General features: G+C 67.5%; 14 protein-coding genes. 10 read left to right on the top strand and 4 right to left on the bottom strand.

The features are described from left to right. Window positions 1-177 precede the first annotated feature (177 nt). The 6 genes from HBF26_RS12670 to HBF26_RS12645 all read left to right on the top strand — a co-directional run bounded on the left by HBF26_RS12670 (window position 178) and on the right by HBF26_RS12645 (window position 18,518). Window positions 178-11,484: a VCBS domain-containing protein gene (locus HBF26_RS12670; protein WP_167126934.1), complete on the top strand. Its 11,307-nt coding sequence runs from the start codon at window positions 178-180 to the stop codon at window positions 11,482-11,484. 57 nt (window positions 11,485-11,541) lie between these two features. Then, window positions 11,542-13,461, top strand: coding sequence for a TolC family protein (locus HBF26_RS12665; protein ID WP_205287637.1), 1,920 nt, complete (start codon window positions 11,542-11,544; stop codon window positions 13,459-13,461). A gap of 38 nt (window positions 13,462-13,499) precedes the next feature. Further along, window positions 13,500-14,246 (top strand): efflux RND transporter periplasmic adaptor subunit, encoded by a 747-nt coding sequence (locus tag HBF26_RS12660; RefSeq protein ID WP_240151333.1) that lies wholly within the window; start codon window positions 13,500-13,502, stop codon window positions 14,244-14,246. Window positions 14,247-14,250: 4 nt separating this feature from the next. Continuing rightward, complete coding sequence (locus HBF26_RS12655; RefSeq protein ID WP_167126931.1) at window positions 14,251-15,630, top strand: efflux RND transporter periplasmic adaptor subunit; 1,380 nt, start codon at window positions 14,251-14,253, stop codon at window positions 15,628-15,630. A 2-nt stretch (window positions 15,631-15,632) separates the two neighbouring features. After that, the gene (locus HBF26_RS12650) at window positions 15,633-17,756 is read left to right on the top strand and encodes a site-2 protease family protein (protein WP_167126928.1); all 2,124 of its coding nucleotides are present in this window, start codon (window positions 15,633-15,635) and stop codon (window positions 17,754-17,756) included. Window positions 17,757-17,873: 117 nt separating this feature from the next. Then, window positions 17,874-18,518: a dihydrofolate reductase family protein gene (locus tag HBF26_RS12645; protein WP_167126925.1), complete on the top strand. Its 645-nt coding sequence runs from the start codon at window positions 17,874-17,876 to the stop codon at window positions 18,516-18,518. Window positions 18,519-18,532: 14 nt separating this feature from the next. Here the strand turns inward: HBF26_RS12645 and HBF26_RS12640 are convergent, their stop codons facing one another. Next, a complete protein-coding gene (locus tag HBF26_RS12640) occupies window positions 18,533-19,048 on the bottom strand; it encodes an isoprenylcysteine carboxylmethyltransferase family protein (protein ID WP_205287635.1) in 516 nt (171 codons plus the stop codon). Window positions 19,049-19,203: 155 nt separating this feature from the next. Here HBF26_RS12640 and HBF26_RS12635 point away from each other — a divergent pair, with 155 nt between their 5' ends. Together HBF26_RS12635 and HBF26_RS12630 are read left to right on the top strand one after the other, a co-directional pair. Continuing rightward, complete coding sequence (locus tag HBF26_RS12635) at window positions 19,204-20,364, top strand: NADH:flavin oxidoreductase/NADH oxidase (protein ID WP_167126919.1); 1,161 nt, start codon at window positions 19,204-19,206, stop codon at window positions 20,362-20,364. A gap of 49 nt (window positions 20,365-20,413) precedes the next feature. Beyond that, window positions 20,414-20,965 (top strand): DNA-3-methyladenine glycosylase I, encoded by a 552-nt coding sequence (locus tag HBF26_RS12630; protein ID WP_167126916.1) that lies wholly within the window; start codon window positions 20,414-20,416, stop codon window positions 20,963-20,965. Here HBF26_RS12630 and HBF26_RS12625 read toward each other — a convergent pair. Then, window positions 20,898-21,833 carry a class I SAM-dependent methyltransferase gene (locus HBF26_RS12625; RefSeq protein WP_167126913.1) on the bottom strand — a complete coding sequence of 312 codons (936 nt, stop codon included), beginning with the start codon at window positions 21,831-21,833 and terminating at the stop codon, window positions 20,898-20,900. The two genes, HBF26_RS12630 and HBF26_RS12625, sit on opposite strands and share 68 nt — an antisense overlap. Window positions 21,834-21,971: 138 nt before the next feature. Between HBF26_RS12625 and tadA the strand changes: the two genes are divergently transcribed. After that, complete coding sequence (gene tadA, locus HBF26_RS12620) at window positions 21,972-22,451, top strand: tRNA adenosine(34) deaminase TadA (protein ID WP_240151332.1); 480 nt, start codon at window positions 21,972-21,974, stop codon at window positions 22,449-22,451. On the opposite strand, the gene HBF26_RS12615 is transcribed toward tadA, so the two are convergent. Together HBF26_RS12615 and HBF26_RS12610 are read right to left on the bottom strand one after the other, a co-directional pair. After that, complete coding sequence (locus HBF26_RS12615; RefSeq protein ID WP_193569899.1) at window positions 22,448-23,275, bottom strand: NAD-dependent protein deacetylase; 828 nt, start codon at window positions 23,273-23,275, stop codon at window positions 22,448-22,450. The genes tadA and HBF26_RS12615 overlap by 4 nt on opposite strands. A gap of 18 nt (window positions 23,276-23,293) precedes the next feature. Beyond that, complete coding sequence (locus HBF26_RS12610; protein ID WP_167126910.1) at window positions 23,294-24,025, bottom strand: Hpt domain-containing protein; 732 nt, start codon at window positions 24,023-24,025, stop codon at window positions 23,294-23,296. Window positions 24,026-24,211: 186 nt separating this feature from the next. Between HBF26_RS12610 and HBF26_RS12605 the strand changes: the two genes are divergently transcribed. Continuing rightward, complete coding sequence (locus HBF26_RS12605) at window positions 24,212-24,850, top strand: response regulator (RefSeq protein WP_167024589.1); 639 nt, start codon at window positions 24,212-24,214, stop codon at window positions 24,848-24,850. The last annotated feature ends 88 nt before the right edge of the window (window positions 24,851-24,938 follow it).

Below are 24,938 nucleotides of genomic sequence, written 5' to 3'. Positions count from 1 at the left end.
CATGACGCAAATTCCCACCGGAACGGCTTTCCCGTTTCATCTATGGAACATAGGATCGCCGCAGCCACTGTGATCGAGGTCACAGCCTCACGTCGACATCCTCCTCCCGAAGCCTTGCGGCGTTCGGGACGACGGCTGTCGGCCCGAGTCATGCCCGTCAAAACTGCAAGGCGACCCATGTCAGGGAACAAGTCATCGAATCCGTTCCGCCCCCGTGCCCACCGCTATGCGCTGGAGCCGCGCCAGATGTACGACGGCGCCGCACTCGTGGAGGCGGCGCACCACGTCGATCCCGCGCAAGCGGCGCATGACGCGGGCAAATTCCAGAGCCCGGCAGCCGAACAGCCCGGCCACGCGGTCGCCCCGGCCCCCGCGCCGCCGCCGGCACACAGCGAGGCGGCACCCGCGCAGGTATACGTCGTGGACCAGAGCGTGGCCAACTGGCAGTCGCTGGTGTCGCAGCTTCCCAAGGGCAGTCAGGTGGTGGTGCTGGACGACAAGTCGTCGGGCCTCTCACAGATCGCCAACGCGTTGCGCGGCGAGCACGATATCGGCGCCATCCACATCATCAGCCACGGCGCCAGCGATTCCATTTCGCTCGGTACCGATACGGTCACGGCGGCGAACGTCGCCGCGTTCAAGACCCAGCTAGGCGAGATCGGTGCATCGCTGTCCTCCGATGGCGACATCCTTCTCTACGGCTGCGACGTGTCACAGCACGACACCGCGCTGGTCACCCAGCTCGGCCGGCTGACGCAAGCGGACATCGCGTCTTCCACCGACGCCACGGGCTCGGCCGCGCTCGGCGGCAACTGGGCGCTCGAAAGCACCATCGGCCACATCGAAGCCCGCTCCCTGTCGCTGGACTATGACGGCCTCCTGGTTGCACCGACGGTGACCACCTCGGCCAAGAGCATCACCGTGGCCGAGCCCAGTTCGCTCAACGCCGCGGGTGCCGATCGCGCCACGCTCGGCGGCTGGTCCATCGTGGACGACGGCGTGGGCGGCGACAGCGTCACCGTCACGGCGAAGGTGGCCGATACCAGCAAGGGCACGCTGGTTTCGGCGGCCGGCGGCACGGCGGTGGCTGGCGGCTTCACCTTCACGGGTACGGCTGCCGCAGCCCAGGCCTGGCTCAACCAGCTCACCTTCGTCGCCGCGGATGTGGAACTCGGCAACACGGCGGCACACACGACCATCGACGTGACCGTGCGCGATGCCCAGTCGCTGACGGCCTCCCATTCGCTGGACGTCAACATCACGCCGTCCAACGATCCGGTATCGGTACCTAACGCAACGAAGACCGTGCAGGAAGTGGATGCTTCCGGCAACCGGAGCGTCACCGTCATCGGCACCGACACCCTTGCCGCGGTGGACGCCGAGGTAACGCTCGGCACGCAGACGCCCACGCAGATCGTCTACAGCCTTACCGGCCTGCCGCAATACGGCTACCTCACTCTCAACGGCCAGCGCCTCGGCGCGGGCTCGGTCTTCACCCAGCAGGACGTGATCGACGGGCGCCTGGCCTATGTGCACACGGCCGCGGGGGCCGACCAGGACACCGCGGACGCATTCGACGCGCGCGTCAACGACGGCGCGACGCCACTCGATCGCTCCGGCAGCGTGCACGTCATCCTGAACATCAATCCTGTGAACCAGGCGCCCACCATCGGCGGCGCCGGTACGGTGTACGAAGGCCAGCCGGCGAACGCGGTGGACACTGGTAACGTCGGTCAGTACATCGTGGCCGGCACCGGCGGCGATCCGCAGGACACGCACCTGCAGATCACCATCACCTCGCTACCGACCCACGGCACGCTCTATTACAACGGCGTGGCGGTCACGGCCGGGCTCACGTTCGATTACGCGAACCGCAACCTGCTCACGTACAGCAACGACGGCGTGGACGGTGTCACCCAGGACAGCTTCGGCGTGCGCGTGACCGACGAAGGTGGCGGCACGGGTACGAACGCCAGCACCGACGGCACGATCACCCTCGACGTGCATGCGGTGGACGACGATCCGGCGCTGGACACGGACAGCACGCTCACCGCCACGGTGCCGGCCGCCGGCAACGGCAGTGCGGGCGGGTATTCCGTGGTCCTCACGCCGGGCATGATCGGAGCGACCGACGTCGATTCGCCCGACCGGAACATCAGCTTCGTCACCAGCCAGACCGGACTCACGCACGGCTACCTCCTGCTCAACGGCGAGCAGCTGAAAGACGGCGCCACCTTCACGATGGACGACGTGCGCGCCGGCCGAGTGCAGTACGTGCAGACGTCCGGTGCCACGGCGGGCCAGCAGGACACGTTCCACTTCCAGGTGGTGGACAACACGATGGCGCTGCGCTGGAACGCGGACGGCACCACGTTCACCCGCATCGGCGGCGACTACAACGGCGCAGCTGCTACCGATACGCTGCGCGACTACACCTTCACGATCAATCTTGCGCCGACGCCAGCCGGCAACGATGGCGGCTTCCCCATCCACGACCCGGTCACCGCCGACCAGGGGTCCACGCACGCCGGCGTGGACCCGAGCGGCGATGCCATCGGCACGGTGCAGGAAGGCGGCAGCATCGTCCTGCATGGCACAACCACGAACGGCCAGCCGACCGACTTCGCCACCATGCCGGGCCTCAGCTACACCGCGCAGGGCGTCGACCCCTCACAGGTGGTGTACACGTTCCTGGGCTTCACGAACGACGCCGGCATCACCGCCAGCGCCGGCACCTTGCAGAAGCAGGTGGGCGGCAACTGGGTGAACGTCTCCGCGTTCGGCACCTTCACGCAGGCCGACCTCGATGCCGGCCGCGTGCGCTTCCAGCACGACGGCGACAGCGAAGACTTCCACGTGAAGGCCAACTTCTCGGTGTCTGCGGGCCTCATCACCGTGGTGAACGGCCAGGCCGTGGTGGACAGCTGGACGCCGACCTTCGACATCTACGTGAACCCGACCAACGACCTGCCGACGGTCACGGGTTCCTCCAGCACGGTGATCAACGAGGGCGAGATCGCCTACATCACCACGGGCCAGCTCGGCCTGCACGATCCGGACGATGCGACCAGCCAGGGTTACCTCGAAGGCTCGCCCACGCTCCCCGGCGGCGGCGACAACTACGCCTACAACAACGACGCCACCGGCACCGGCGCGCTGAAGTTCACCATTACCAGTCTGCCGCAGGGCGGCAAGCTGCAGTACTCGGTGGACGGCGGTGCTCACTGGCTCGACGTGACGGCGGGCATGACACTCGACGCCGCCATCATCACGGGAAGCGCGGGTACCACGGGCCTCCGCTTCGTGAGCAACGGCTCCGAAGTGCGCAGCGCCACCTTCACGGTGGAGGCGCAAGACCGTTGGGGCGCCACGTCGGCCACGGACGCCGACGTCACCATCCAGATCACCAACGTCAACGACGCGCCGCAGATCGCGAAGGATCCCACCCAGGCCGATCCCGCGGTGCCGTCGGACTCGCCGAACCAGATCGGGGGCGCGCCGGTCAACGAGCCGCTCACGCTGCCGGAAGGCGGCTATGCGCAGATCACCGCGGCGATGCTCCAGGCCTACGACCCGGACAGCAGCAACGTGCAGGTGCAGTATGTGATCACGACCGCGCCCGCGCACGGCAGCATTGCGTTCTCTACCGACGGCGTGAATTTCCATGTGCTCGGCAAGGGCTCGTCGTTCACGCAGGCCGACGTGGCCGCCGGCCATATCTACTACCTCAACGACGGCACCGAGTCGACCAGCGCCGGCTACCCCGCCGCGCCCGACGACAAGTTCGGCTTCACCATCTCCGACGGCGACAAGGAGCAGGCCGGCAACGAGTTCTGGATCTACACCGATCCCACGAACGACGCGCCCAAGGTCACGGCGCCTACCGGCCCCATCGACCTCGACAGCACGAACCCGCAGCACAACGAAGTGCCGGGCTTCTCCGTGAGCGACCCGGACCTGACGACGGTCGGCGCCGGTGAAACCGACTACATGCAGGTCACCGTGCGGTTGCTCAACGCCGACGGCACCGCGTTCAAGGCGGGCGACTACACCGCGGACGGCGTCTCCATAGGGTTCGCCACCGGCAGCGGTGTAACGGTGGATGCCGACAAGGACGGCTCCGGCGACTATCTCGTGCTGACCGGCACGCGTGCGCAGATCAACGCGGCGCTGGCCGGACTGACCGTCACCTTCGCCGGTGACCAGGATGCGAAATACCAGGTGCAGGTGATCGCGGACGACCGTCTGCGCGACGCCAGCGGCAACCTCGTCGGCGGTGCCAACGGCGGTGCCGTGAACCAGTCGCCCGACGCGGGTACAGGCGGCGGCTCGGTCACGAGCCCCGTCGAAACCAACGAATACGACTGGTACAGCGACGCCGCGCCGACCGACAGCGGCAACCTCGCCGCGGCCTCGGTCGTGGTGCGCGCGTCCAGCGTCAACGACCCCGGCGTCATCAGCGGTCCGGGTACCATTCCGGCCACGTACGAAGACCAGCCCACCCATATCGGCGGCGGTTTCGTCGTCAGCGACGCGGAATCGGCGGCCTTCGACACACCGGTGACGGTCACCCTGACCGTGCCCAGCGGCTCCCTCGGCATCGGCGGCAGCGGCAACCAGACCAGTTTCGGCGGCGTGACCATCTCGGGGGACAACACGTCCACCCTGGTGCTTACCGGCCGGGCCAGCGACATCCAGGCCCTGCTGAACGATGCCACGAACGGCCTCACTTATCAGAGCGCGGCGAACGTCAACCACGACCTCAACGGCGGCCAGCCCGGCGACGTGACGCTCACCATGAGCTTCGACGACGCGGGTTCCCGCATCGGCGACGATACCGGCAACGGCAGTGTCGCCAACAATCCGGCGCCGGTGGAGATCGGCATCGACGTCATCGCCGTGAACGATGCACCGACCGTCACGAAGGGCACCGGAACCGTGTACCTCAACGGCAGCACGGCCGTGGACGGGTTCTCGGTCGACGACGTCGACTACACCGATGGCGGCAGCATCACCACCGGCGAAAGCGACTTCATGCAGGTGACGGTGCGCGTCACGGATGCCAACGGCGTGGCACTGGCTCACTCCGCATACGCCGACATCGTCCTCGGGTCGAGCAATGCGGGGTCGGGCGTGACGATCGACGGCACCTACGACGGTACCGGCGACGCGCTGGTCATCCGCGGCACGCGCGATCAGATCAACCAGTACCTCGCGGGCCTGCAGGTCTCGATCGGCGGCTCGCTGGCCAACGCCGACAAGTCGTACCGGGTGGAGGTGATCGCCGACGACCGCCTGCGTGACGTGACGACGGGCGCGCTTTCGGGCACGGCGGCCAACGGCGGCCAGAATCCGAACGCCAGTGGCGGCGTGGAAAACATCCCGACCACCGTCGTGGACCCGTATGCGGCGGTTCCCGGTGGCCTGGGCAAGAACGTGTCGTCGGCGTATCGCGTGGTGTTCCCTTCGTCGGTGAACAACCCCACGGCCATCGGCGTCACCGCGCCGAACACGGCAACGGAAGGTGCCGCCGGGCACTACACCCTGAGCCATATCACGCTTGCCGATCCCGACGCGGGCACCGATAGCGTGACGGCGACGGTAGCCCTTCCGAATGGTTTCCAGGTGAACGACGTGAACGGCGTCACCACCATGTCGGGCACCTTCGGAGGCGCCTCGTACACCATCGCCGGCGATCATCGCTCGATCACGATCACCGGTTCGATCAGCCAGGTGGAAGCGGCGATCAACGCCGTGGGCGTGAAGCTGCCGCCGTCGGCTGCCGGCGACAACAATGCGTTCTGGAACGGCACGTTCCAGGTGCGGGTGACGGTCAACGACAACGGCAACCACGGCAGCCGTCCGGACCAGGGCACGCTCGACGGCGACCAGGCGGCAAACGAAGGCACCGACCCGACCACCATCGGCGACCAATACGGTTATGCCGACGGCTCGTCCAGTGCGCTCGTGACCACCCGCGTGTTCGACGTGACCATCAACAGCGGCACGTCGGTGAACGAAGCGGGGCTGGCCAACGGCAGCGGCAGCCAGGGCGTGAACGGTACGGAGAGCATCGACCTCTTCAACAACCTGGACAGCATCACCATCGGCAATCCGGCAGACGGCGCCGGGCATTTCACTACGCTGACGCTCGCGCAGCTGAAGGACATCGCCAACGTCGATCTGGCGGACCGTACCATCCAGACCGCGCACGGTACGCTCGTCGTCACCGGCTACGTGGCGGGCGCGGACGATGCGCACGGCACGCTCGTCTATCACTACGAACTCACCGGCCCGGTGAACCAGCCGGGGGCCGCCGCGAGCAGCGAGGCCATCGCCATCTCCACGCGGGACAGCGCCGGTTTCACCGACAACGGCAGCATCGCCGTCACCATCGTGGACGACGTGCCCACCGCTTCGGCGGATACGGGCGACGTGAACGAAGACGGTGCCGCCGCCACCGGCAGCGTGCTGGGCAACGACCATGTGGGTGCGGATGCCACCGCCACGCCGGTCACCGGCGTGAAGGCCGGCGCGACGGGCGGCGCGGCAAGCGGGCAGGTGGGTACGGGGGTCACGGGTCAGCACGGCACGCTGACGCTCAACGCCGACGGCAGCTACAGCTATGTGGTGAACAACGAAGATCCGGCCGTGAACGCGTTGAAGACCGGTGATTCCATCACCGATGTCTACACGTACACCGTCACGGACGCCGACGGCGATACCAGCACCGCCACGCTGACCATCACCATCCACGGCCACACGGACGGTACGCCGGCCGTGGTGCCGGTGGACGGAAACGGCGCCGCCGCGGGGCATGCGACCGTGCACGAGTCGGGACTCGTGGACGGGGACGGCTCGCAGGCGACGTCCGGCAGCATCGATCTCACGGCGGCCGACGGCATCCAGAGCATCACCGTGCACGGCGTGAGCATCTCTCTCGCCGAACTTCAGGCCTTGGGTGGCGCGCCGAAGACCATCGACACGGGCGTGGGCACCCTGGTGCTCACCGGTTTCACGGCCGGCACCTCGGTCGGTGGCGTGCCCACGGCGGGTTCGCTGAGCTACACCTACACGTTGAACGAGGCCCAGTCGCAGCCCGGCGCGTCGGAGAGCCAGCAGAACGTCACGCTGACCATTACCGATGCCGGCGGCGACACGCAGGGAGGCACGCTCGTCGTCGACATCGTCGACGACGCCCCGACCGCGCATGCGGACGCGGCCGATGTGAACGAAAACGGCGCGGCCGCCACGGGCAACGTGATCACCGGCGGCGGCGCGAACGACGCGGCCGATCGTACCGGTGCCGACACGCCGACGACCGTCACCGGCGTGGCTGCCGGCACTACCGGTAGCGACGTTGCCGGCGGTACGGGCACGGGCGTCGCCGGCCAGTACGGCACGCTCACGCTCAATGCCGACGGCAGCTACAGCTACGTCGTCAATGACAACGACCCCGCCGTCAACAGGTTGAAGGATGGCGAGACGATCCAGGACACCTTCACCTACACCATCACCGACGCGGACGGCGACACGAGCACCACGACGCTCACGGTCACCATCCATGGCAAGACCGACAGCGTGCCTTCGATCGCACCCGTGGACGGCAACGGCGCTGCCGCGGGCCATGCAACGGTGCACGAGTCCGGGCTCGTGGATCACGACGGAACGCAGACGACGGGCGGCTCCATCGCCATCGTGGCGGGCGACGGTCTCGACAGCATCAACGTGGGCGGCGTGGACGTTTCGCTTGCCGACCTGCAGAACCTCGGCACCTCGCCGAAGACGATCCAGACGCCCGACGGCACGCTGGTGCTTACCGGCTTCGTTCCCACCGCGACGGTGGGCGGCGTTCCGACGGCCGGCACGCTGACCTATACCTACACGCTGGACGCAGCGCTCACGCAGCAGGCTGGGCAGGATCACAGCACCGACACGATCGGCCTCCTGATCAACGATGCCGGTGGCGGGAGCAACGTGGGCAGCCTGGTGGTCGAGATCGTGAACGACGCACCGGTTGCCCATGCGGACAACGCCGATGCCGACGAGGACGGCTCGTCCGTGGGCGGCAACGTCATCACGGGGGGCGGCACCGGCGACGTCGCCGACCGCACCGGCGCCGACGCTCCGACGGTGGTCTCCGGCGTCGCCGCGGGCACGGCGGGCGGCGCGGTGAACGGTCTGGTCGGGACGGCGGTGACCGGGCAGCACGGCACGCTCACGCTCAACGCCGACGGCAGCTACAGCTACGACGTCGATAACGACGATCCCCTGGTCAACAGGCTGAAAGACGGCGAGACGATCCAGGACACCTACACCTACACCATCACCGACGCGGATGGGGACACGAGCACCACGACGCTCACGATCACCATCCACGGCCATACCGATGGCGGTCCCACCATCGCGCCACACGACGGCAACGGCACGGGCAACGGTGTCGAGAGCGACGGAGAGGCCACGGTGTGGGAATCCGGCCTCACGCCGGACGGTCCGCTGGGCCATGACAGCGTCGCCTCCGACACGGTGGCGATCTCGGCCCCGGATGGACTGGTGGAGATCCAGGTCGGTGGCACCACGGTCAGCGCGGCGCAGCTCGCCGCGCTCGCGGGGTCGCCGATCACGATTGACACGGCCGACGGCACGCTCGTCCTCACCGGCTTCACCCCGAGCGGTTTCGTCGGCGGCGTGCCGACCGGCGGCACGCTGTCGTACACGTACAGCCTGGATGCTTCCTTGCTCCAGACCGGCCCCGATCGCAGCCATAGCGTCGACGCCATTGCCTTGGCCGTGAAGGACGCCGGCGGCACCACGGCAACCGGCACGCTGACCGTCACCATCATGAACGATGCGCCGACCGCGCATGCCGACGAGGCCGATGCGACTGAAGACGGCGCGCCGGTGGATGGCAACGTGCTGATCGGCGGTGGCGCGAAGGATGTGGCCGATCGTCTCGGCGCGGACGCCGCCACGACGGTGACCGGCGTAGCCGCCGGAAACGTCGGCGGCACGGTGACAGGCAACCTCGGCACGGGCGTCGCAGGCCAGTACGGCTCGCTCACGCTGAACGACGACGGCACGTACAGCTACACCGTCGACGACACCAACCCCGCGATCAATGCACTGCGCGACGGCCAGACGGTGACGGACGTCTATACGTACACCATCACGGACGCGGACGGCGACACGAGCACCACTACACTGACGATCACCATCCACGGCCACACGGACGGTGCGCCGACGGTCACGCCGGTCGACGGCAACGGCGGCATCGCGGGCCACGCGACGGTGGACGAAGCCGGCCTGGTCGACCATGACGGGTCGCACGTCACGAGCGGCACGATCGATCTCACGGCGGACGATGGTCTTTCCAGCGTCACCGTGGGTGGCACGACCATCGGCCTTGCCGACCTCACGGCGCTGTCCAATGGCTCGCCGGTCACCATCCATACACCCGACGGCACGTTGGTCCTCACCGGCTTCCAGCCGACGGCCTCGGTGGGTGGCGTGCCCACTGCCGGCGCGCTCAGCTACACCTATACGCTCGACCGTCCGGTCGGACAGCCGGGCGCCGGCGACAGCATCGACAACATCGCGCTGACCGTCACGGATGCCGGCGGCGGTACGGTAGCCGGCACGCTCCAGGTCGACATCGTCGACGACGTGCCCACCGCACACGCCGACCATGCGGACGCGAATGAAGACGGCTCCGCGGTGACGGGCAATGTCATCGGCGCCGGAGGCGCGGGCGACGTTCCCGACCGCGTCGGTGCGGATGCCACGACGATGCCGGTGTCCGGTGTCGTTGCCGGCAGCGCCACCGGTCCGGTGAACGGCCAAGTGGGTTCGGGTGTGGCCGGTCACTACGGCTCGCTCACGCTCAACGCCGACGGCAGCTACAGCTACGCGGTGGACAATGACAACCCGAGGGTGAACGCACTGAAGGATGGCGAGACGCTCACCGATGTGTATACGTACACCATCACCGACGCTGACGGCGACACCAGCACCGCGACGCTGACCATCACGATCCATGGCCATACCGACGATGGTCCCACGGTCGTGCCGGTCGACGGCAATGGCGGTGCGGACGGCCATGCCACGGTGCATGAAGCTGGCCTCGTCGACCACGACGGCTCGCACATCGTGAGCGGCAGCATCGGCGTGGTCGCCGACGACGGGCTGACCAGCATCACCATGGGTGGCAAGACACTTACCACCACAGACCTGGCCGCCCTCTCGAACGGTTCGCCGGTGACCGTCCGCACGCCGGACGGCACGCTGGTGCTGACGGGCTTCAAGCCGACCTCGACCGTCGGCGGGGTGCCGACCGCGGGAACGCTCAGCTACACGTACACGCTCGATCACGCCGTCTCACAGCCGGCCGGCAAGGACACGCTCGACAACATTGGCCTCACCGTCCTCGATGCCGGCGGCGATACCTCCAGCGGAACCTTGACGATCCACATCGCCAACGACGCTCCGACCGCCCGCGACGACAGCGCCACCATCGTGCAGGACGGCGGCCAGACTGGCGCGGCCGGCAACGTGTTCACCGGCAAGGACGGATCGCATGACGGTTCGGACCGCATCGGCGCCGATGGCGCCGCGACCGGTGGCCCGGTGACTTCCGTCGGATCCGCGAATACCGGGACCGCCGGAGCGATCGGTGGCGCCAGCAAGGGCGAGTTCGGCACGCTCATCCTCAATGCCGACGGTACCTACAGCTACAAGCTGGACACGGGTAACGCGAAGGTGAGCGCACTCGACGCGAGCCGCACGTTGACGGAGGTGTTCGTCTACACCATCACCGACGCGGACGGCGACACCAGCGAGGCGCGGCTGACCATCACCATCCACGGGATCACGCCGCCCATGCAGGCTCGTGCCGGCGACCAGATCTTCCCGTTGGCCCACGACTGGACGGTACGCGACATTCGCCAGGACTATGTGCCGGGACTGTTCGTGCTGCCGGAGGTGAACCGGTCGCAGGACGACACGCTGCGCTGGCAGAACCAGTGGGTGACCGGGCGCCTGGATCCGACCGGCATCGGCGAGCTGCCGCAGGGGCCGGAGAACAGCCAGTTCGTGCTGAACGACGGCGTCGGCTTCTCGCACAAGATCGTCGCCGAGACGCACGCGCGGTCGCGCGTCGCGCTCAACGACTTCGGCCTGGCCTCCAGCCCGCTCTGGGACGACTTCTCGCCCTTCGCGTTGAAGCACGTCGCAGATCGCGAGCAGGCGGGGCATGAGCGGGGCGGCGAACGGCACGAGCGGGCCCACGCGTCCCATCGAGGCGAGCACGTGCAGCACGAGCACCGCGAGGTGCCGGTCGTGCGCGAGCCGGTCTCGGTGATCCTGGTTCCGTCGTCGACGTCCGCCCCGGGCGGCGCGCCGTCGCTCACGACGCAGATCGCGGCCATGGCCAAGGCCGCGGCCGTGCCTGTCGCCGTGGTGCCCGCCGTCATTCCGTCACGTCATTAATCGCGAGCCGGCGACCGCGAGCGGTCGCCGGACACGTACTCGAGGAAACGAACTTCCATGCTCCATTCCACAGCCATGAAGACCGCCATGCCGAAGTCCGCGCTGCGTCCCGTAACCCTTTCCGCCACCATCGCCCTGGCGGTCTTCCTGACCGGCTGCGGCGCGGTGAAGCCCAAACCGCTTACGCACGACGAGGTCGCCGCGCGTGTCCGCAACGATCAGCAGGCCATGTACAAGGGCCAGGAGCCGATCACCGGCGCACTGACGCTTTCCGACGTCATGGCGCGGTCGCTCAAGTACAACCTCGACTATCGCCTGAAGCTCATGGAAACCGCGCTGTCGCGCGGCCTGCTCGACGTGTCCGAACTCGACATGCTGCCCAAGCTGATGACCGACGCCGGCTACCGCTGGCGCAGCAACGATTCGGGCGGCACCAGCATCGGCATCCAGGACCGCATCGTCAGCCTTCGCCCCTCCACCTCGGAAGAGCGCGTGCACTTCCTCGCGGACGCCACGCTGTCGTGGGACGTGCTGGACTTCGGCCTGAGCTACTACCGTGCGAAGCAGCAGGCCGACGACGTGAACGTGACCGACGAGCGTCGCCGCAAGGTGCTGCAGAACATCGTGCAGGACGTGCGCGACGCGTACTGGCGCGCACTGGGCGCCCAGCGCCTGCTGGGCGAAACGCAGACCCTGGCCGACAACATCCAGGCCGCGCTGGAAAAGACCCGCCAGGCCGAGCGTGCCGGCGTGCTGCCGCCGGTGGAAGGCCTGGAATATCAGCGCGCGCTGCTCGACGCGATGACGCTGGTGACCGAGAAGCGCCAGGAAATGGAGTTCGCCAAGCGCGAGCTCGCCGCGCTCATGAACCTTCAGCCCGGCACGGACTTCACCCTCGCCGACGCGAAGGAAACGACCCTGTCGCAGGTGCCGTCCAACCTCGACCAGCTGGAACAGATGGCACTCGAGCAGAGGCCGGAACTGCGCGAGGAAGACTACAAGACACGCATCGACGCCATCGAGACCAAGAAGCAGATCGCCTCGCTGTTTCCGAATCTCAACCTGTTCGCTGGCGGTGGCTACGATTCCAACAAGTACCTGTACAACGAGAGCTGGGCCCAGGGCGGCGTCAGCATGTCGATGAACCTGTTCCGCCTCGCCGGCATCCCCGCCATCAAGCGCACGAACGAGGCGCGGATGAAGGTGGACGATGCGCGGCGCATGGCGCTGAGCATGGCGGTGCTGACCCAGGTGCGCGTGTCGGTTGAGCGTTACAAGCTCGCCGTGTACGACCACCAGTTGGCGGAAGAATCGGCACGGGTGGATCAGCGCCTCGCCAGCGTGGCGCGGGCCGGTTCCAGCAACCAGCTCACCAGCGATCTCGAAACCCTGCGCACGCAGGCCCGCTCGATGGTCTCGCGCTTCCAGGAAGCCTCGTCCTATGCGGCGGCGCAGTCCGCTTACGGCCGCGTGTTGAATTCGGTGGGTATCGACCTGATGCCCGAGCAGGTGGTGGGCACCGATCTGCCGACGCTCTCGAAGGCCATCCAGACCAGCCTCGCCGGTGGCGAGCAGCAGGTGTTCACACAGGCAGCGGACGCCGTGGAAGTGGACCGTCCGGTGGAACTCTCCGTGACCGGCCTGCCGGCGCGTGTGGACGGCGGTGCAGTGCGCGCGGCCGTGGGCAACGTGATGACGGGCAACCGCATTTCGCTCGGCAGTGGCGACGATGCGCTGGCGATGGAGCTTCACTTCAGCAGCACGCCCGGCAAGAACGCCACCCGTGCGCAATGGGACGTGATCGTGCAGGACAAGTCGGGCAAACGCCTGATGACCCAGAGCTATCGCAGCTTCCTGCCGGACGAAGTGAGCACGCGCGCCGTCGCGGCCCTGGCCGAAGCCGCCACGCTGTCCGTTCTGGGCGAGGTGCACCAGCTCGTCGCAGCGCCTGAAACCGCGGCCATCAGGCAGCCGTGAGCCGTATGTTTTCGATAGAGAAGGTAGTCAGGAAAGCGATGGGCGTTGCCGGTCTGCTTGCCATGGGACTGGCGGGGCCCGTGCAGGGACAGTCGTCTTCCGCCGCCGGGGCGCAGGCGCCGGTGCGCTTCCTCGTGGTCGCCGATCGCGAGGCCCCGCTGTCCGCGGTGGCCGGCGGTCGAGTCGCTAGGGTCTACGCCCAGCTCGGCGACACGGTGGCGAAGGGCAAGGTGCTCGTGTCGCTCGATTGCAGCGATGTCGAAGCCAAGCGTGCGGCGGCTGAGGCCGAGTTCAACGCGGCGCAGCTTCGTTACGAAGCGAAAGCGAAGCTCCAGGGCCTGCAGTCCGCGGCGGCGCTGGAGGTGGAGCTGACCGCCGCCGACGTGAATCGGACGCGTAGCCAGATGCGCATCTTCTCGGCCGAGCTTGCGCAGTGCCGCTTTGTCGCCCCGTTCGACGGACGGGTGGCGCGCGTGCACGTGAAGGAAGGGCAGGGCGTCGCGCCGGGTGCGCCGATCATCGACCTCGTCGGCACCGGCACGCCGAAGGCGCGCCTGAATGTGCCGTCGAACTGGATCGCGTGGCTGCGTCCGGGCGCGCACCTCGATGCGAGCGTGGACGAGACCGGCGAGCGCTATGTCCTCAATGTCACCCGGCTCAGCGGCCGTGTGGACGCGGTCAGCCAGACGATCGAGATCGAGGCCGACTTCCTCGGCGACACCAGCCGCGTTCTACCCGGGATGAGCGGCCGCGCCACGCCGGCGAAGGACGGGGGCAAGGGCTGAACCGATGAACGCACCGGACACCCGCGGCGCGACCGCGCCGTCGCGCTTCTACGCGCTCGCTACCCGCGCGGAAGCCGCCACCAACGCTGCGGAACTCGGGTTCGTGGCGTGCAACGAGACGCGCCTGCTGGTGGAATACCGGCAGGCGGCGCTCGTATCCCTTTCCGCGGCACGGGGGCCGCGGTTGGTGTCGCATTCGGGTCTCGCCGATCCGGATCCCAATACGCCCTACGCCCTGTGGCTGGTCGCGGTGACGCGAAAGATCGCCGCGCGCTGCGCCGAACTGCCTGCCACGGCCCGCGTGCTGCCCCTCTCGCCGGAGATGCTCGGGAAGGAACTCGCCGGGGAGTGGAGCGAATGGCTTCCCGCCCACGTGTGGGTTCTGCCGCTCGTGGGGCCCGACAAGAATGTGGGCGCGCTGCTTTTTCTCGCCCGCGACGAGGCGTGGCCGACGACGCTCGTATCCGACGGGGCGGAGTTCGCGCTGCTGCAGCTGGCGAACCTTTACGGTTATGCCTGGTGGTCGCTCGTGGCACGGCCGACGCGCTGGCAGCGCTGGTGGCGCAAGGCGAGCAGCGGCCGTCGCCTGCGGTACGCGCTGGCGGCATTGCTGCTCGTGCTCCTTATTCCCATGCGCGAATACACCCTCGTGCCCGCCGAGATCATTTCCACGCGCAGCCAGGTGATCGCCTCGCCGCGCGAGGGCGTGATCCATCGCATGAAGGTGCTGCCGAACACGCCGGTGAAGGCCGGGCAGATATTGGCCGAACTCGACGACACCACGTTGCGCAACAAGCTCGCCGTGGCCCGGGCGGAACTCGCCACGGCCAGTGTGGAAATGCACCAGGCCGCACAGCAGGCGATCGAGAGCCAGAACGCGAAGGCCGACCTCGGCATGGCCGAAGGCAAATGGCGCGAGCGTCAGGTGGACGTTGACTCGCTCCAGCGCGAAGTGGACAAGCTCGCGATCCGTGCGCCGGCCGACGGTGTGTTCGTCTATTCCGATCCCGACGACTGGGCCGGCCGGCCCGTTCAGACCGGCGAACGCATCGGCCTGCTGGCCGATCCGCATGCACTGGGCGTGCGCGCATGGGCACCGGTGGGTGAGGCGACCAACCTGGCTCCCCAGGCACCGATGACGGTGTTCCTGAAAGTCGCCCCGCTGTCGCCGCTCGACGCGCGCCTGGATTACGCCGGGTACCAGCCGGTGGAAGCGCCCAACGGTGTGGCCAGCTACATGCTGCGCGGGACGATCGACGGCACGCCGCCCGGCGCCCGCATCGGCTTGCAGGGCACGGCTCGTGTGTCCGGCCGCTGGAGCGTTCTGGGCTACCTCATGTTGCGCCGGCCGCTGGCGACCGTGCGGGCCTGGAGCGGGCTCTGAACATGGCTGCCGCGTCCATGATGGGGGCGATGCCGGCGGCACCGCCGCCGTGGCCGGCGCTGCGCGACGAGCTTGCCATCCATCCGGCCGGCCGCAATCGCGACGGATCGCCGGCCTGGCACCTGTCCGATCCGGTGCGCAACCAGTTCTTTCGCATCGGTTGGCTGGAGTTCGAGATCCTGCGGCACTGGTCGCTTTGCGATCCGGTGCGCATCGCGGAAGCCGTGGCCGCCGACACCACGCTCGCGCCCGAACCCGACGACGTGGTGGATTTCGTCCGCTTCCTGCAACAGCAGCAGCTCCTTCGTGCCGCGATGCCCAAGCACCAGGCCTCGGCCATGCACTGGCTGTTGCAGAACTACCTCTTCATCCGCATCCCGCTCATCCGGCCGGAGCGCTTCCTGCGCAAGGCGTTGCCCTATGTGAGCTGGATGTTCGGCACGCGCTTCCTCGTCGCGACCCTGGTCGCCGCGGTGCTGGGCCTTCTGCTGGCGGCCCGTCAGTGGGACACCGTGCAGGCCAATCTGCGCGGCGCGATGAGCTGGGACGGCGTGGTGGCTTTTGCAGGCGCGCTCGTGTTCTCGAAGTGCTGGCACGAGTTCGGCCATGCGTTCATGGCGACGCGCTTCGGCGTGCGCGTGGGCCACATGGGCGTGGCGCTGCTGGTGATGTGGCCCATGGCGTACACGGACACCGGCGAGAGTTGGAAACTCGAAGGTTCCCGGCGCCGTCTGGCGATCGCCTCGGCCGGCGTCATGGCGGAAGGGGTGCTCGCCGCATGGTGCACGCTGCTATGGTCGTTCGCGCCCGAAGGCAATTTCAAGAACGCCTTGTTCTTCCTCGGCACCACGGCATGGGTGTTGACCGTGGCCGTGAACGCCAGCCCGTTCATGCGCTTCGATGGCTACTTCATCCTGGCCGATGCGCTCGACTACCCGGGCTTGCACGAGCGGGCAGGGCGCTGGGCCAAGCGCTGGGTACGGCGCACGTTCCTCGGCATCGAAGACCCGCGCCCCGACGCGGTATCGCCGCGCTTCGCGGCGTTCCTCACCGGCTTCGCGTTCCTTACGTGGCTGTACCGGCTCACTCTGTTCGTCGGTATCGCCGTGGTCGTCTACCACGCCTTCTTCAAGGCGCTTGGCCTCATTCTCTTCCTGGTGGAAATCGTGACCTTCGTGGTGAAGCCTATGTTCTATGAAGTCCGGACATGGTGGGCGCGCCGCGCGGAGATCCGGCGTTCCACGGTCGGCCGCTGGCTCGCGGTACTCGCTGCCCTTGCCGTCATTCTTCTCGTGCCATGGTCGTCCGGCATCACCGCGGATGCCCTGGTGGAGGCGGGCATCGAACAACCGGTGTTCACGCCGTTCCCGGCGCGTCTGGAGCAGGTGAGCGTTCGCGAGGGCGATCATGTGAAGCCGGGCCAGGTGTTGTTCGAACTCTCGGCACCTTCGCCGAGGGACGAGACCGCCAAGGCCGATGCGTTGCGGGAGGCCTATGAATCGGCCGCCCGAGGCGCGGTAGCACTGGACCGCGACGGTGTCGCCAGGCAGGTGGTTGCCGAGCGCATGGCCGATCAATACGACGTGCAAAGACAGGCCAGCGCGGCCGAACTCCATCGCCTCCGCCTCGTGGCGAGCGAAGGCGGCATCGTGCGCGACCTCGATACCACGCTGCAGCCGGGTAACTGGGTGTCGCCAGGCTCGCGCATCGCCACCGTGGTGGGCGGAACGCGCTGGCGAGCGGAGGTGCTGGTCTCGGAAGCGGATCGTGCGCGTCTGGTTGCCGGATCGGAGGTGACCGTGTATCCGCGCGGTCGCTGGAATCCGCTGCATGGTCGCGTGATCGCGGTGGACAACGGTGCCATGGAGCACCTGCCGAGCCTGATGCTGGCGAAGAACCACGGCGGTCCGATCCCGCTGAACCCCACCGCTCCCGTCAAGGATCTGAAGCCCGCCTCCGTGTGGTACCGCGTCCGCGTCGAAGGCGACGGTCTCGAAGCCCCGCTGCCCGCGGAAGAACTGGCTACCGCACACATGGAAGGCCGACGCGAAAGCATCGGCCGCCGCTGGATCGACAGTGCGCTGCTGATCCTTCTTCAGCAGACCGGCCTGGGCAAGGAAGGCTGACCGGGTCGGCATGGTCGCGACCGGGAGCGATGCCGGTGCGCGAAACCCGGCACGCTTGCACCACTTGCAGGAATATGCGAAACGGTGCGCTCTTGCGAAGAACGAGAGGGCGTGGCCGTGGCGAAAGTTCGTGTGAATGCGTTCACCGTCTCGGTGGACGGCCTCGCCGCCGGGCGCGACCAGAGCCTCGCACAGCCGATGGGTGTCGGCGCGGAAGGCTTGCACCGCTGGCTGATGGAAACGAGGACCTTCCACGCCATGATGGGCAAGGAGGGTGGCTCCACGGGGGTGGACGAACGCTTCGCCGCGCAGTCGATGGAAGGGCTCGGCGCGTGGGTCATGGGCCGCAACATGTTCGGTCCGATCCGAGGCGAATGGCCCAACGATGAGTGGAAGGGGTGGTGGGGCGATACGCCGCCCTACCACTGCCCGGTGTTCGTTCTCACTCGTTATCCGCGGGAATCCCTCGCGATGGACGGCGGCACGGTGTTCCATTTCGTGACCGGCGGCATCGACGAAGCCCTGGCGCGCGCGAAAGACGCGGCCGGCGAGCGAGACGTACGCATCGGTGGCGGGGCCTCGACCGTTCGCCAATATCTCCAGTCAGGCGCCATCGATGCCCTGCACATCGCGATATCCCCTGTGCTGCTCGGCCAGGGCGAAGCGCCGTTCGCCGGCCTGGACCTGCCCGCGCTGGGATACAGAATCATGGAACACACCCAGGGCGAGCACGCGATGCACCTCGTGCTCGCCAGGGGATAGTGGGGTAGAGCTCTTCAACCAAAGCGCGCCCGCATGGCCTTTTCCTCCTGCACGATGCGCACGGTCAGGGGCACCAGATAGATCGGCAGGCCGATGGCCAGGGTCTTGAAGCTGTGCAGGGCCAGGCAGAGGCCCACCAGTTCGGGGACGATGTTGAGGAAGTAGTTCGGGTGCCGGATTGTCCGGAACAGCGGGTGCGTAACCAGTGTGTGGTCGGTAGCGATGATCAGCTTCACCGTCCACAGGCGCCCCAGCAGGTGCACCACGTAGCAAAGGAATAGCAGCGCGACGAGGTAGAGCACGATACCGGTCGTGGCCACCGCGTCCAACTCCGGACCACGGGCCCAGCCCTCCCAGATGGCGGCCGCATAGAACAGGACATGGCAAAGGGCGAGCAGGTTGCTGTTGAGCGCACCGTACTCGACGGCGCCGGCGCGCTTGAGCGCGGCCTCGTGGCGCAGGGAGACGACAAGGCTGGCGATGCGGCTGGCAACGGCGAAGACGGTGAAGGCGAGGAAGAACGACGTCATTTCTTGCGGCATCCTTTGGCAGTGCGGAGCGGGCGGAGGATAGCCGCCGATCATTCCGGATAGAGAACCCCCGGTCATCCCTCGCGCTGGGGTTGCCAAATCCTTTTCGGTCTCCATGTGACACTCAGGCATATCTCACCACGGTGGAACACCCCATGGCGCACCCAGCGCTCTTTCAACCTATCGCTATCCGCAACCGCGAACTTCCGAACCGGGTCGTCATCGCTCCCATGTGCCAGTACTCCGCCGAAGACGGCCGGATGAACGACTGGCACACGATCCACCTGGGCCAGCTCGCCTTGTCGGGCGCGGCGCTGCTGACCATCGAGGCCACGGCAGTGCTGCCCGAAGGCCGCATCACCTGGGCGGACGTGGGTCTGTACGACGACGCCACGGAAGCCGCCATGCGAACCACGGTAGACGCCGTGCGGCGTTGGTCGGACATCGCTCTCGGCGTGCAGCTTGGCCATGCGGGCCGCAAGGCGTCCACGGAGGTACCTTGGGCCGGCGGCGCACAACTGGCGCCGGACCATGCGCATGGCTGGCAAACCGTCGCGCCCTCCGCCATCCCGTTCCATCCCGACAATCGGCCACCGACGGCCCTGGACCGGGAGGGCCTTGACCGTATCCGCGACGCGTTTGCCGCCGCGGCGCGGCGTGCCGCGCGGCTGGGCCTCGATTTCATCCAGTTGCATGGCGCGCATGGCTATCTGCTGCATCAGTTCCTGTCGCCGCTGTCGAACCAGCGCACCGACGAGTACGGCGGCTCCCTCGAGAACCGCATGCGCTTCCCGCTGGAAGTGTTCGACGCGGTGCGCGCGGCGTTCCCGGCCGACCGGCCGGTGAGCATGCGCGTTTCGGCCACCGACTGGGTGGAGGGTGGCTGGGACCTCGAGCAGACGATCGCTTTCGCCAAGGCCCTGGAGGCCCGCGGCTGCGATGCGATCCATGTGTCAACCGGCGGGCTCCATCACGCGCAGCACATCGCCGTGGGTCCGGGTTACCAGGTGCCTTTCGCCCGTGGGGTGAAACAGGCGGTGTCGATGCCGGTGATCGCGGTGGGACTCATCACGAGCCCGGAACATGCGGAGGCGATCGTGGCCACCGGCGACGCCGATATGGTGGCGCTGGCACGCACGATCCTCTACGACCCGCGGTGGCCGTGGCACGCCGCGGCGGAACTCGGCGCGACGGTGCGCGCACCCAAGCAGTACCTGCGTTCGCAACCGGCGCGGCTGCGTCATCTGTTCGCCACGGACGGCCCCGCCGATCCCTCGCCGCACTGGTCGCGTGGCGAGGACGGCAAGTACCGGTGACGCCATCCGGCTTATCATCCGGGACCATCCACTCTCGGCCCTCGGCTCCATGACGAAAGCACCGAAACGCTGCCCCTGGGCGGGCACGGACCCGCTCTATCTGGAATACCACGACGCCGAATGGGGCGTACCGCTGCACGACTCCCGCATGCTCTGGGAGCAGCTGATGCTGGAGGGCTTCCAGGCGGGGTTGTCATGGATCACCATCCTTCGCAAGCGCGAGGGCTTTCGCAAGGCGTTCCGGGCGTTCGACCCCGCAAAGGTCGCGCGCTTCACGGAAAAGGACATCGCACGCCTGCTCGAAGACCCCGGCATCGTTCGCTCCCGCGCGAAGATCGAGGCCACGATCGAGGGTGCCCGTATCTACGAAGACATGCGCGAGCGCGGCGAGGACTTCGACACCTATTGCTGGTCGTTCACCGACGGCAAGGTGATCCGCGGCGATGGTCGCACCGTGCATGCGCAGACGCCGTTGTCGGTCACCGTATCCAAGGATCTGAAAAAGCGCGGCTTCAAGTTCGTGGGGCCGACCATCACCTATGCCTGGATGCAGGCGGTGGGCATCGTCGACGATCACGTGGCGGGTTGCTTCCGGCGCTGATCGCGGTGGGGAAAGTGCCGTCCCAGGGCGCGGTGCCGGTCACCAGGGTGAAGGTCTGGAGGAAATGGAAGTCCGGGCGGCGAAGCGCGAAGTCCGCATGTGCCGGATCGCACAGCCGCTCGAGTTCTTCGTAGTCCCCGCGCGACAGGTACGGCCGCAGCCTCTCGCCCCACGAGTTCCGGAAGATGGCTTCGACGAGGTAATCCTCGTCTTCCCGCGTCACGGGTGCGATGCGTTCGATCGGGATGGTTCGTACGGCGACGTCACGAAGGCCGGCGGCGCGCATCATGCCCACGAGTGCGCGAACCGAGGCCAGCTCGCGCTCGTCCAGTGCATAGCGGTCGCGGTAATACTGCCGCACGGCCTCGTTTGCCAGCCGTTCCAGTCGCGAATCCCAGGCGAAGTACATGTCGGGCAGCAACGAACTCTGACCAAGGGCGATACGCCCGCCGGGACGGAGCAGGGCAGAGGCCAGCCGCAAGCCCGCCACGGGGTCGCGCAGGTGGTTGAACGTATTCACCGACCACACGAGGTCGAGAGAGGCGGCGGCGATCGGCGGCGCGGCGAGGTCGGCCTGCATGACGACCGTGGTGCCGGGTGCCGTGGCGCGTGCCGCAGCGACGTGCGCCGCGGCAAGATCGACGCCGACGACACGGCCCTGCGTTCCCACCTGGTCGGAAAGCCAGCGCAATGCCTCGCCGGTGCCGCATCCGGCATCGAGCACGCGGGCGCCCGGACGGAGCCCCAGTTGTGCGATGGCCTGCCTGATTTCGGGTGCCGCGAAAGCGTTGAAAAGGCGCAACTTTCGCGAGTAGTCGCGCGCGGCGGTGTCCCCGAGCAATCCGCGCGGCGTGGGTGGCTGGTTCATGCGCTGTGTGTACCGAAAGGGCGGGCGAAAGTTGCGACATCCCGCCCTGTTTCGAGGCGTGCAGTCGTTCCGCCGGGGAGAGCCCGGCCGCTTGGATGTACCATTCGCGTCATGACCGGCCCGTTACCTTCCGAATCCATGTCTCCCCCCGACGAAGCGTCGTTCACCGACGCCGATCGCGCCTGGATGGCCCGTGCGCTCGAACTGGCCGTGCATGCGCGCGATGCGGAGGGAGAGGTGCCGGTGGGGGCCGTGCTTGTGCTCGACGGCGTTGTGGTGGGCGAAGGCTGGAACCGCAACATCACGCTGAGCGATCCGACGGCTCACGCCGAGATTCAGGCCCTGCGCGCGGCCGGACAGACTCTGTCGAACTACCGCTTTCCCGGCGCCACCCTCTACGTCACCCTGGAACCCTGTGCCATGTGCGCCATGGCCATGGTTCACGCCCGCGTGGGCCGGGTGGTGTTCGGCGCCACGGACCCGAAAACCGGCGCGGCCGGTAGCGTCTTCGACACCCTGGTGTCGCCACGCCACAACCATCGCGTGGAGGTCGTGGGCGGACTCGAAGCCGAGGCATCCGGCGATCTGCTGCGCCGGTTCTTTCGCGCGAGACGCTAGCGCGCGTAGCGGGCCAGGGCCTCGCCACAGGGGAGGTCCACCTTGAGGGTGAGCAAGGCGTCGGCGCGCGTGACGCCCAAATTCACCGAGGCGATGGGAAGGCCGCGGCGTGAGGCCTCCAGAACGAAACGGTAGCCGGAATAGACCATCAGCGACGAGCCCACCACAAGCATCGCGTCGGCGCGAGCGAGGTGTGCCCAGGCCGTGTCCACGCGGGCACGCGGCACGTTTTCCCCGAAGAAGACCACGTCGGGCTTCAGGATGCCGCCGCAGACGGTGCACGTCGGAATCTCGAACGACGAGAAGTCCACACCGTCGAGGTCGGCGTCGCCATCGGGTGCGATCGTGGCCTGCAAGGCCATCCAGGTGGGGTTCGCTTCCTGCAGGCGGCGTTGCATGGCGTCGCGGGTGGAGATGTCGCCGCACTGCATGCAGCGCACGCGGTCGAGGCGGCCGTGCAGGTCAACCACATTGTGACTGCCGGCGGCTTCGTGAAGCCCGTCCACGTTCTGGGTGAGCAATAACTCAATGCGGCCATCGTGCTCGAGGGCAGCAAGGGCCCGGTGCGCGACGTTCGGCTGCACGGATGCAAAGTGCCGCCAGCCGATCATGCCGCGCGCCCAATATCTGGCGCGAGCCGGCGGACCGCTCATGAACATCTGCAGGGTCATGGGTGGACTGCGCTTCCACTCGCCCTGTCCGTCGCGGTAGTCGGGAATACCGGAGTCGGTGCTGATCCCGGCACCGGTAACGATAAACAGGCGCGGATGCGCATCGACGAAGTCGTGCAATCGATCGGCGGAGCGGGCGTCGATGTCGGGCAGGGTGGTCACGGTGCGGGACTATAGCCGATCGGCGGGCACCTGTTCGCGAAGCATGCGGAACACCCCGGCGGCATCTTCCGCGAAGCGGCGAATCGCGCGGTCGAGGCGTGGCCGGCGTCCGTTTTCCAGCTCGCGTTCCAGCGCGAGGCCGATGCGCGAAAGCTCGCTGGCCTCCGCCATGCCGAGGGCGCCCGATACGCGGTGCAACCAGGCCTGCAGCTGCGCGATGCCTTCGCGCTCCAGCAGGAGTTCGAGATCCGCGATGTCGCTGGAAAGCGCCTGGTCCAGCGCGACCACCACTTCACGCAGGGCCGCTTCGCCACCGAGCGCGCTGCGCAGGGCCTCGACGTCGACGCAGGGCGGCGTGTGAGGAAGATCGAAGGCGAGTTCCACGATCACACGGTCGCCGGCGTCGGAAGATCGTTCGGTGTGCACCATGCCGCCGGCAGCGGCGACGATCGCCGCGGCTTCGCGCAGGTTCGCATCGTCGAGGTCGCAGGTTGCACGTTTCTCCGCCACGGTGAAATGAACGACTTGCCCCGCGATGTCGTCGCTCACCACGTCCACATGCAAGGCGACGCGGCAGGCGTCGGCCCCGAATGCGCGGTCGAGCAGCAGCGAGAGCGCGTTCGCCAGAGCGTCCGCAGGTCCGACGAGTTCCGGCACGAGCGCGGGATCCACTTCCATATCGAACAGCGCACCGTGCGCATGCGCGATCGCTCCGTAATGCGCGCCGAGTTGCGCGAGCACGTGGGGAAGTGCCCGTTCGGGTTGCGAATGAGCGCGAAGTCCATGGCAACCGCAAGCGGAGCACCACGCGGCAAGACGTCGGCGTAGTGGCATCAGAAAGCGCGATATGCTCAACTCTGCGCTCCACCGGCGATATCCGAGACCAGCTCGCCGGCGACTGGACAAGCAAGAAAGGATGGATCACTCATGGTCTACCGCGTCATTCTGGCGGACGATCACCCCGTGGTGCTGAAGGGCCTCAGCCTGGCCCTGGCCAAAGACGGACTCGCCACCGTGGTGGCGGAAGCGCAGTCGCCCGACGAACTGCTCGAGTTGCTGGCCACCACGCCGTGCGATGCATTGATTACCGACTTCAGCATGCCTGCGCCCGGTCGCGACGGACTGGCGCTGTTGCGCGAGGTGCGCCGTGCGTATCCGGCATTGCCCGTGATGGTGATAACGACGCTCGCCAATCCCGCGCTCTATCGTGAAATCATAGGTACCGGTGTACTCGGCCTGATCGGAAAGTCGGCAGACACCCGAGAGATTCCCGAGGCCTTGGTGGAAATCCTGTCGAACCATGTTTACCTGGGGGCCTCGGTACGCGAATTGATCGGTGCGCCGCCCGGCGAACCGCTGGGGAAATCCGGGACGCTGGCCGACCTGTCTCCGAGGGAGCTGAAGATCCTGCGCCTGTTCGCCGCGGGCAACAGCGTCACCGATATTGCCCGGGCCACTGGTCGTGGGCTCTCCACCATCAGCCAGCAGAAGTCGAACGCCATGCGGAAGCTTCGGCTGGAGACGGATGCCGAGATCTTCGAGTACATCGAGCGACTGCAATTGTGAAACGCCGCGTGATGCGGGCGTGACGCAGTCACGATAACCATGCCGCGCTTCCGCGGACATGGAAGAAATCTCAAAACACATCGTATGC

The organism is Luteibacter jiangsuensis, from assembly GCF_011742555.1.
GTDB lineage: Bacteria > Pseudomonadota > Gammaproteobacteria > Xanthomonadales > Rhodanobacteraceae > Luteibacter > Luteibacter jiangsuensis.
The sequence above is the reverse complement of the archived record's forward strand: the minus strand, read 5'-3'. Positions and strand labels throughout refer to the sequence as shown.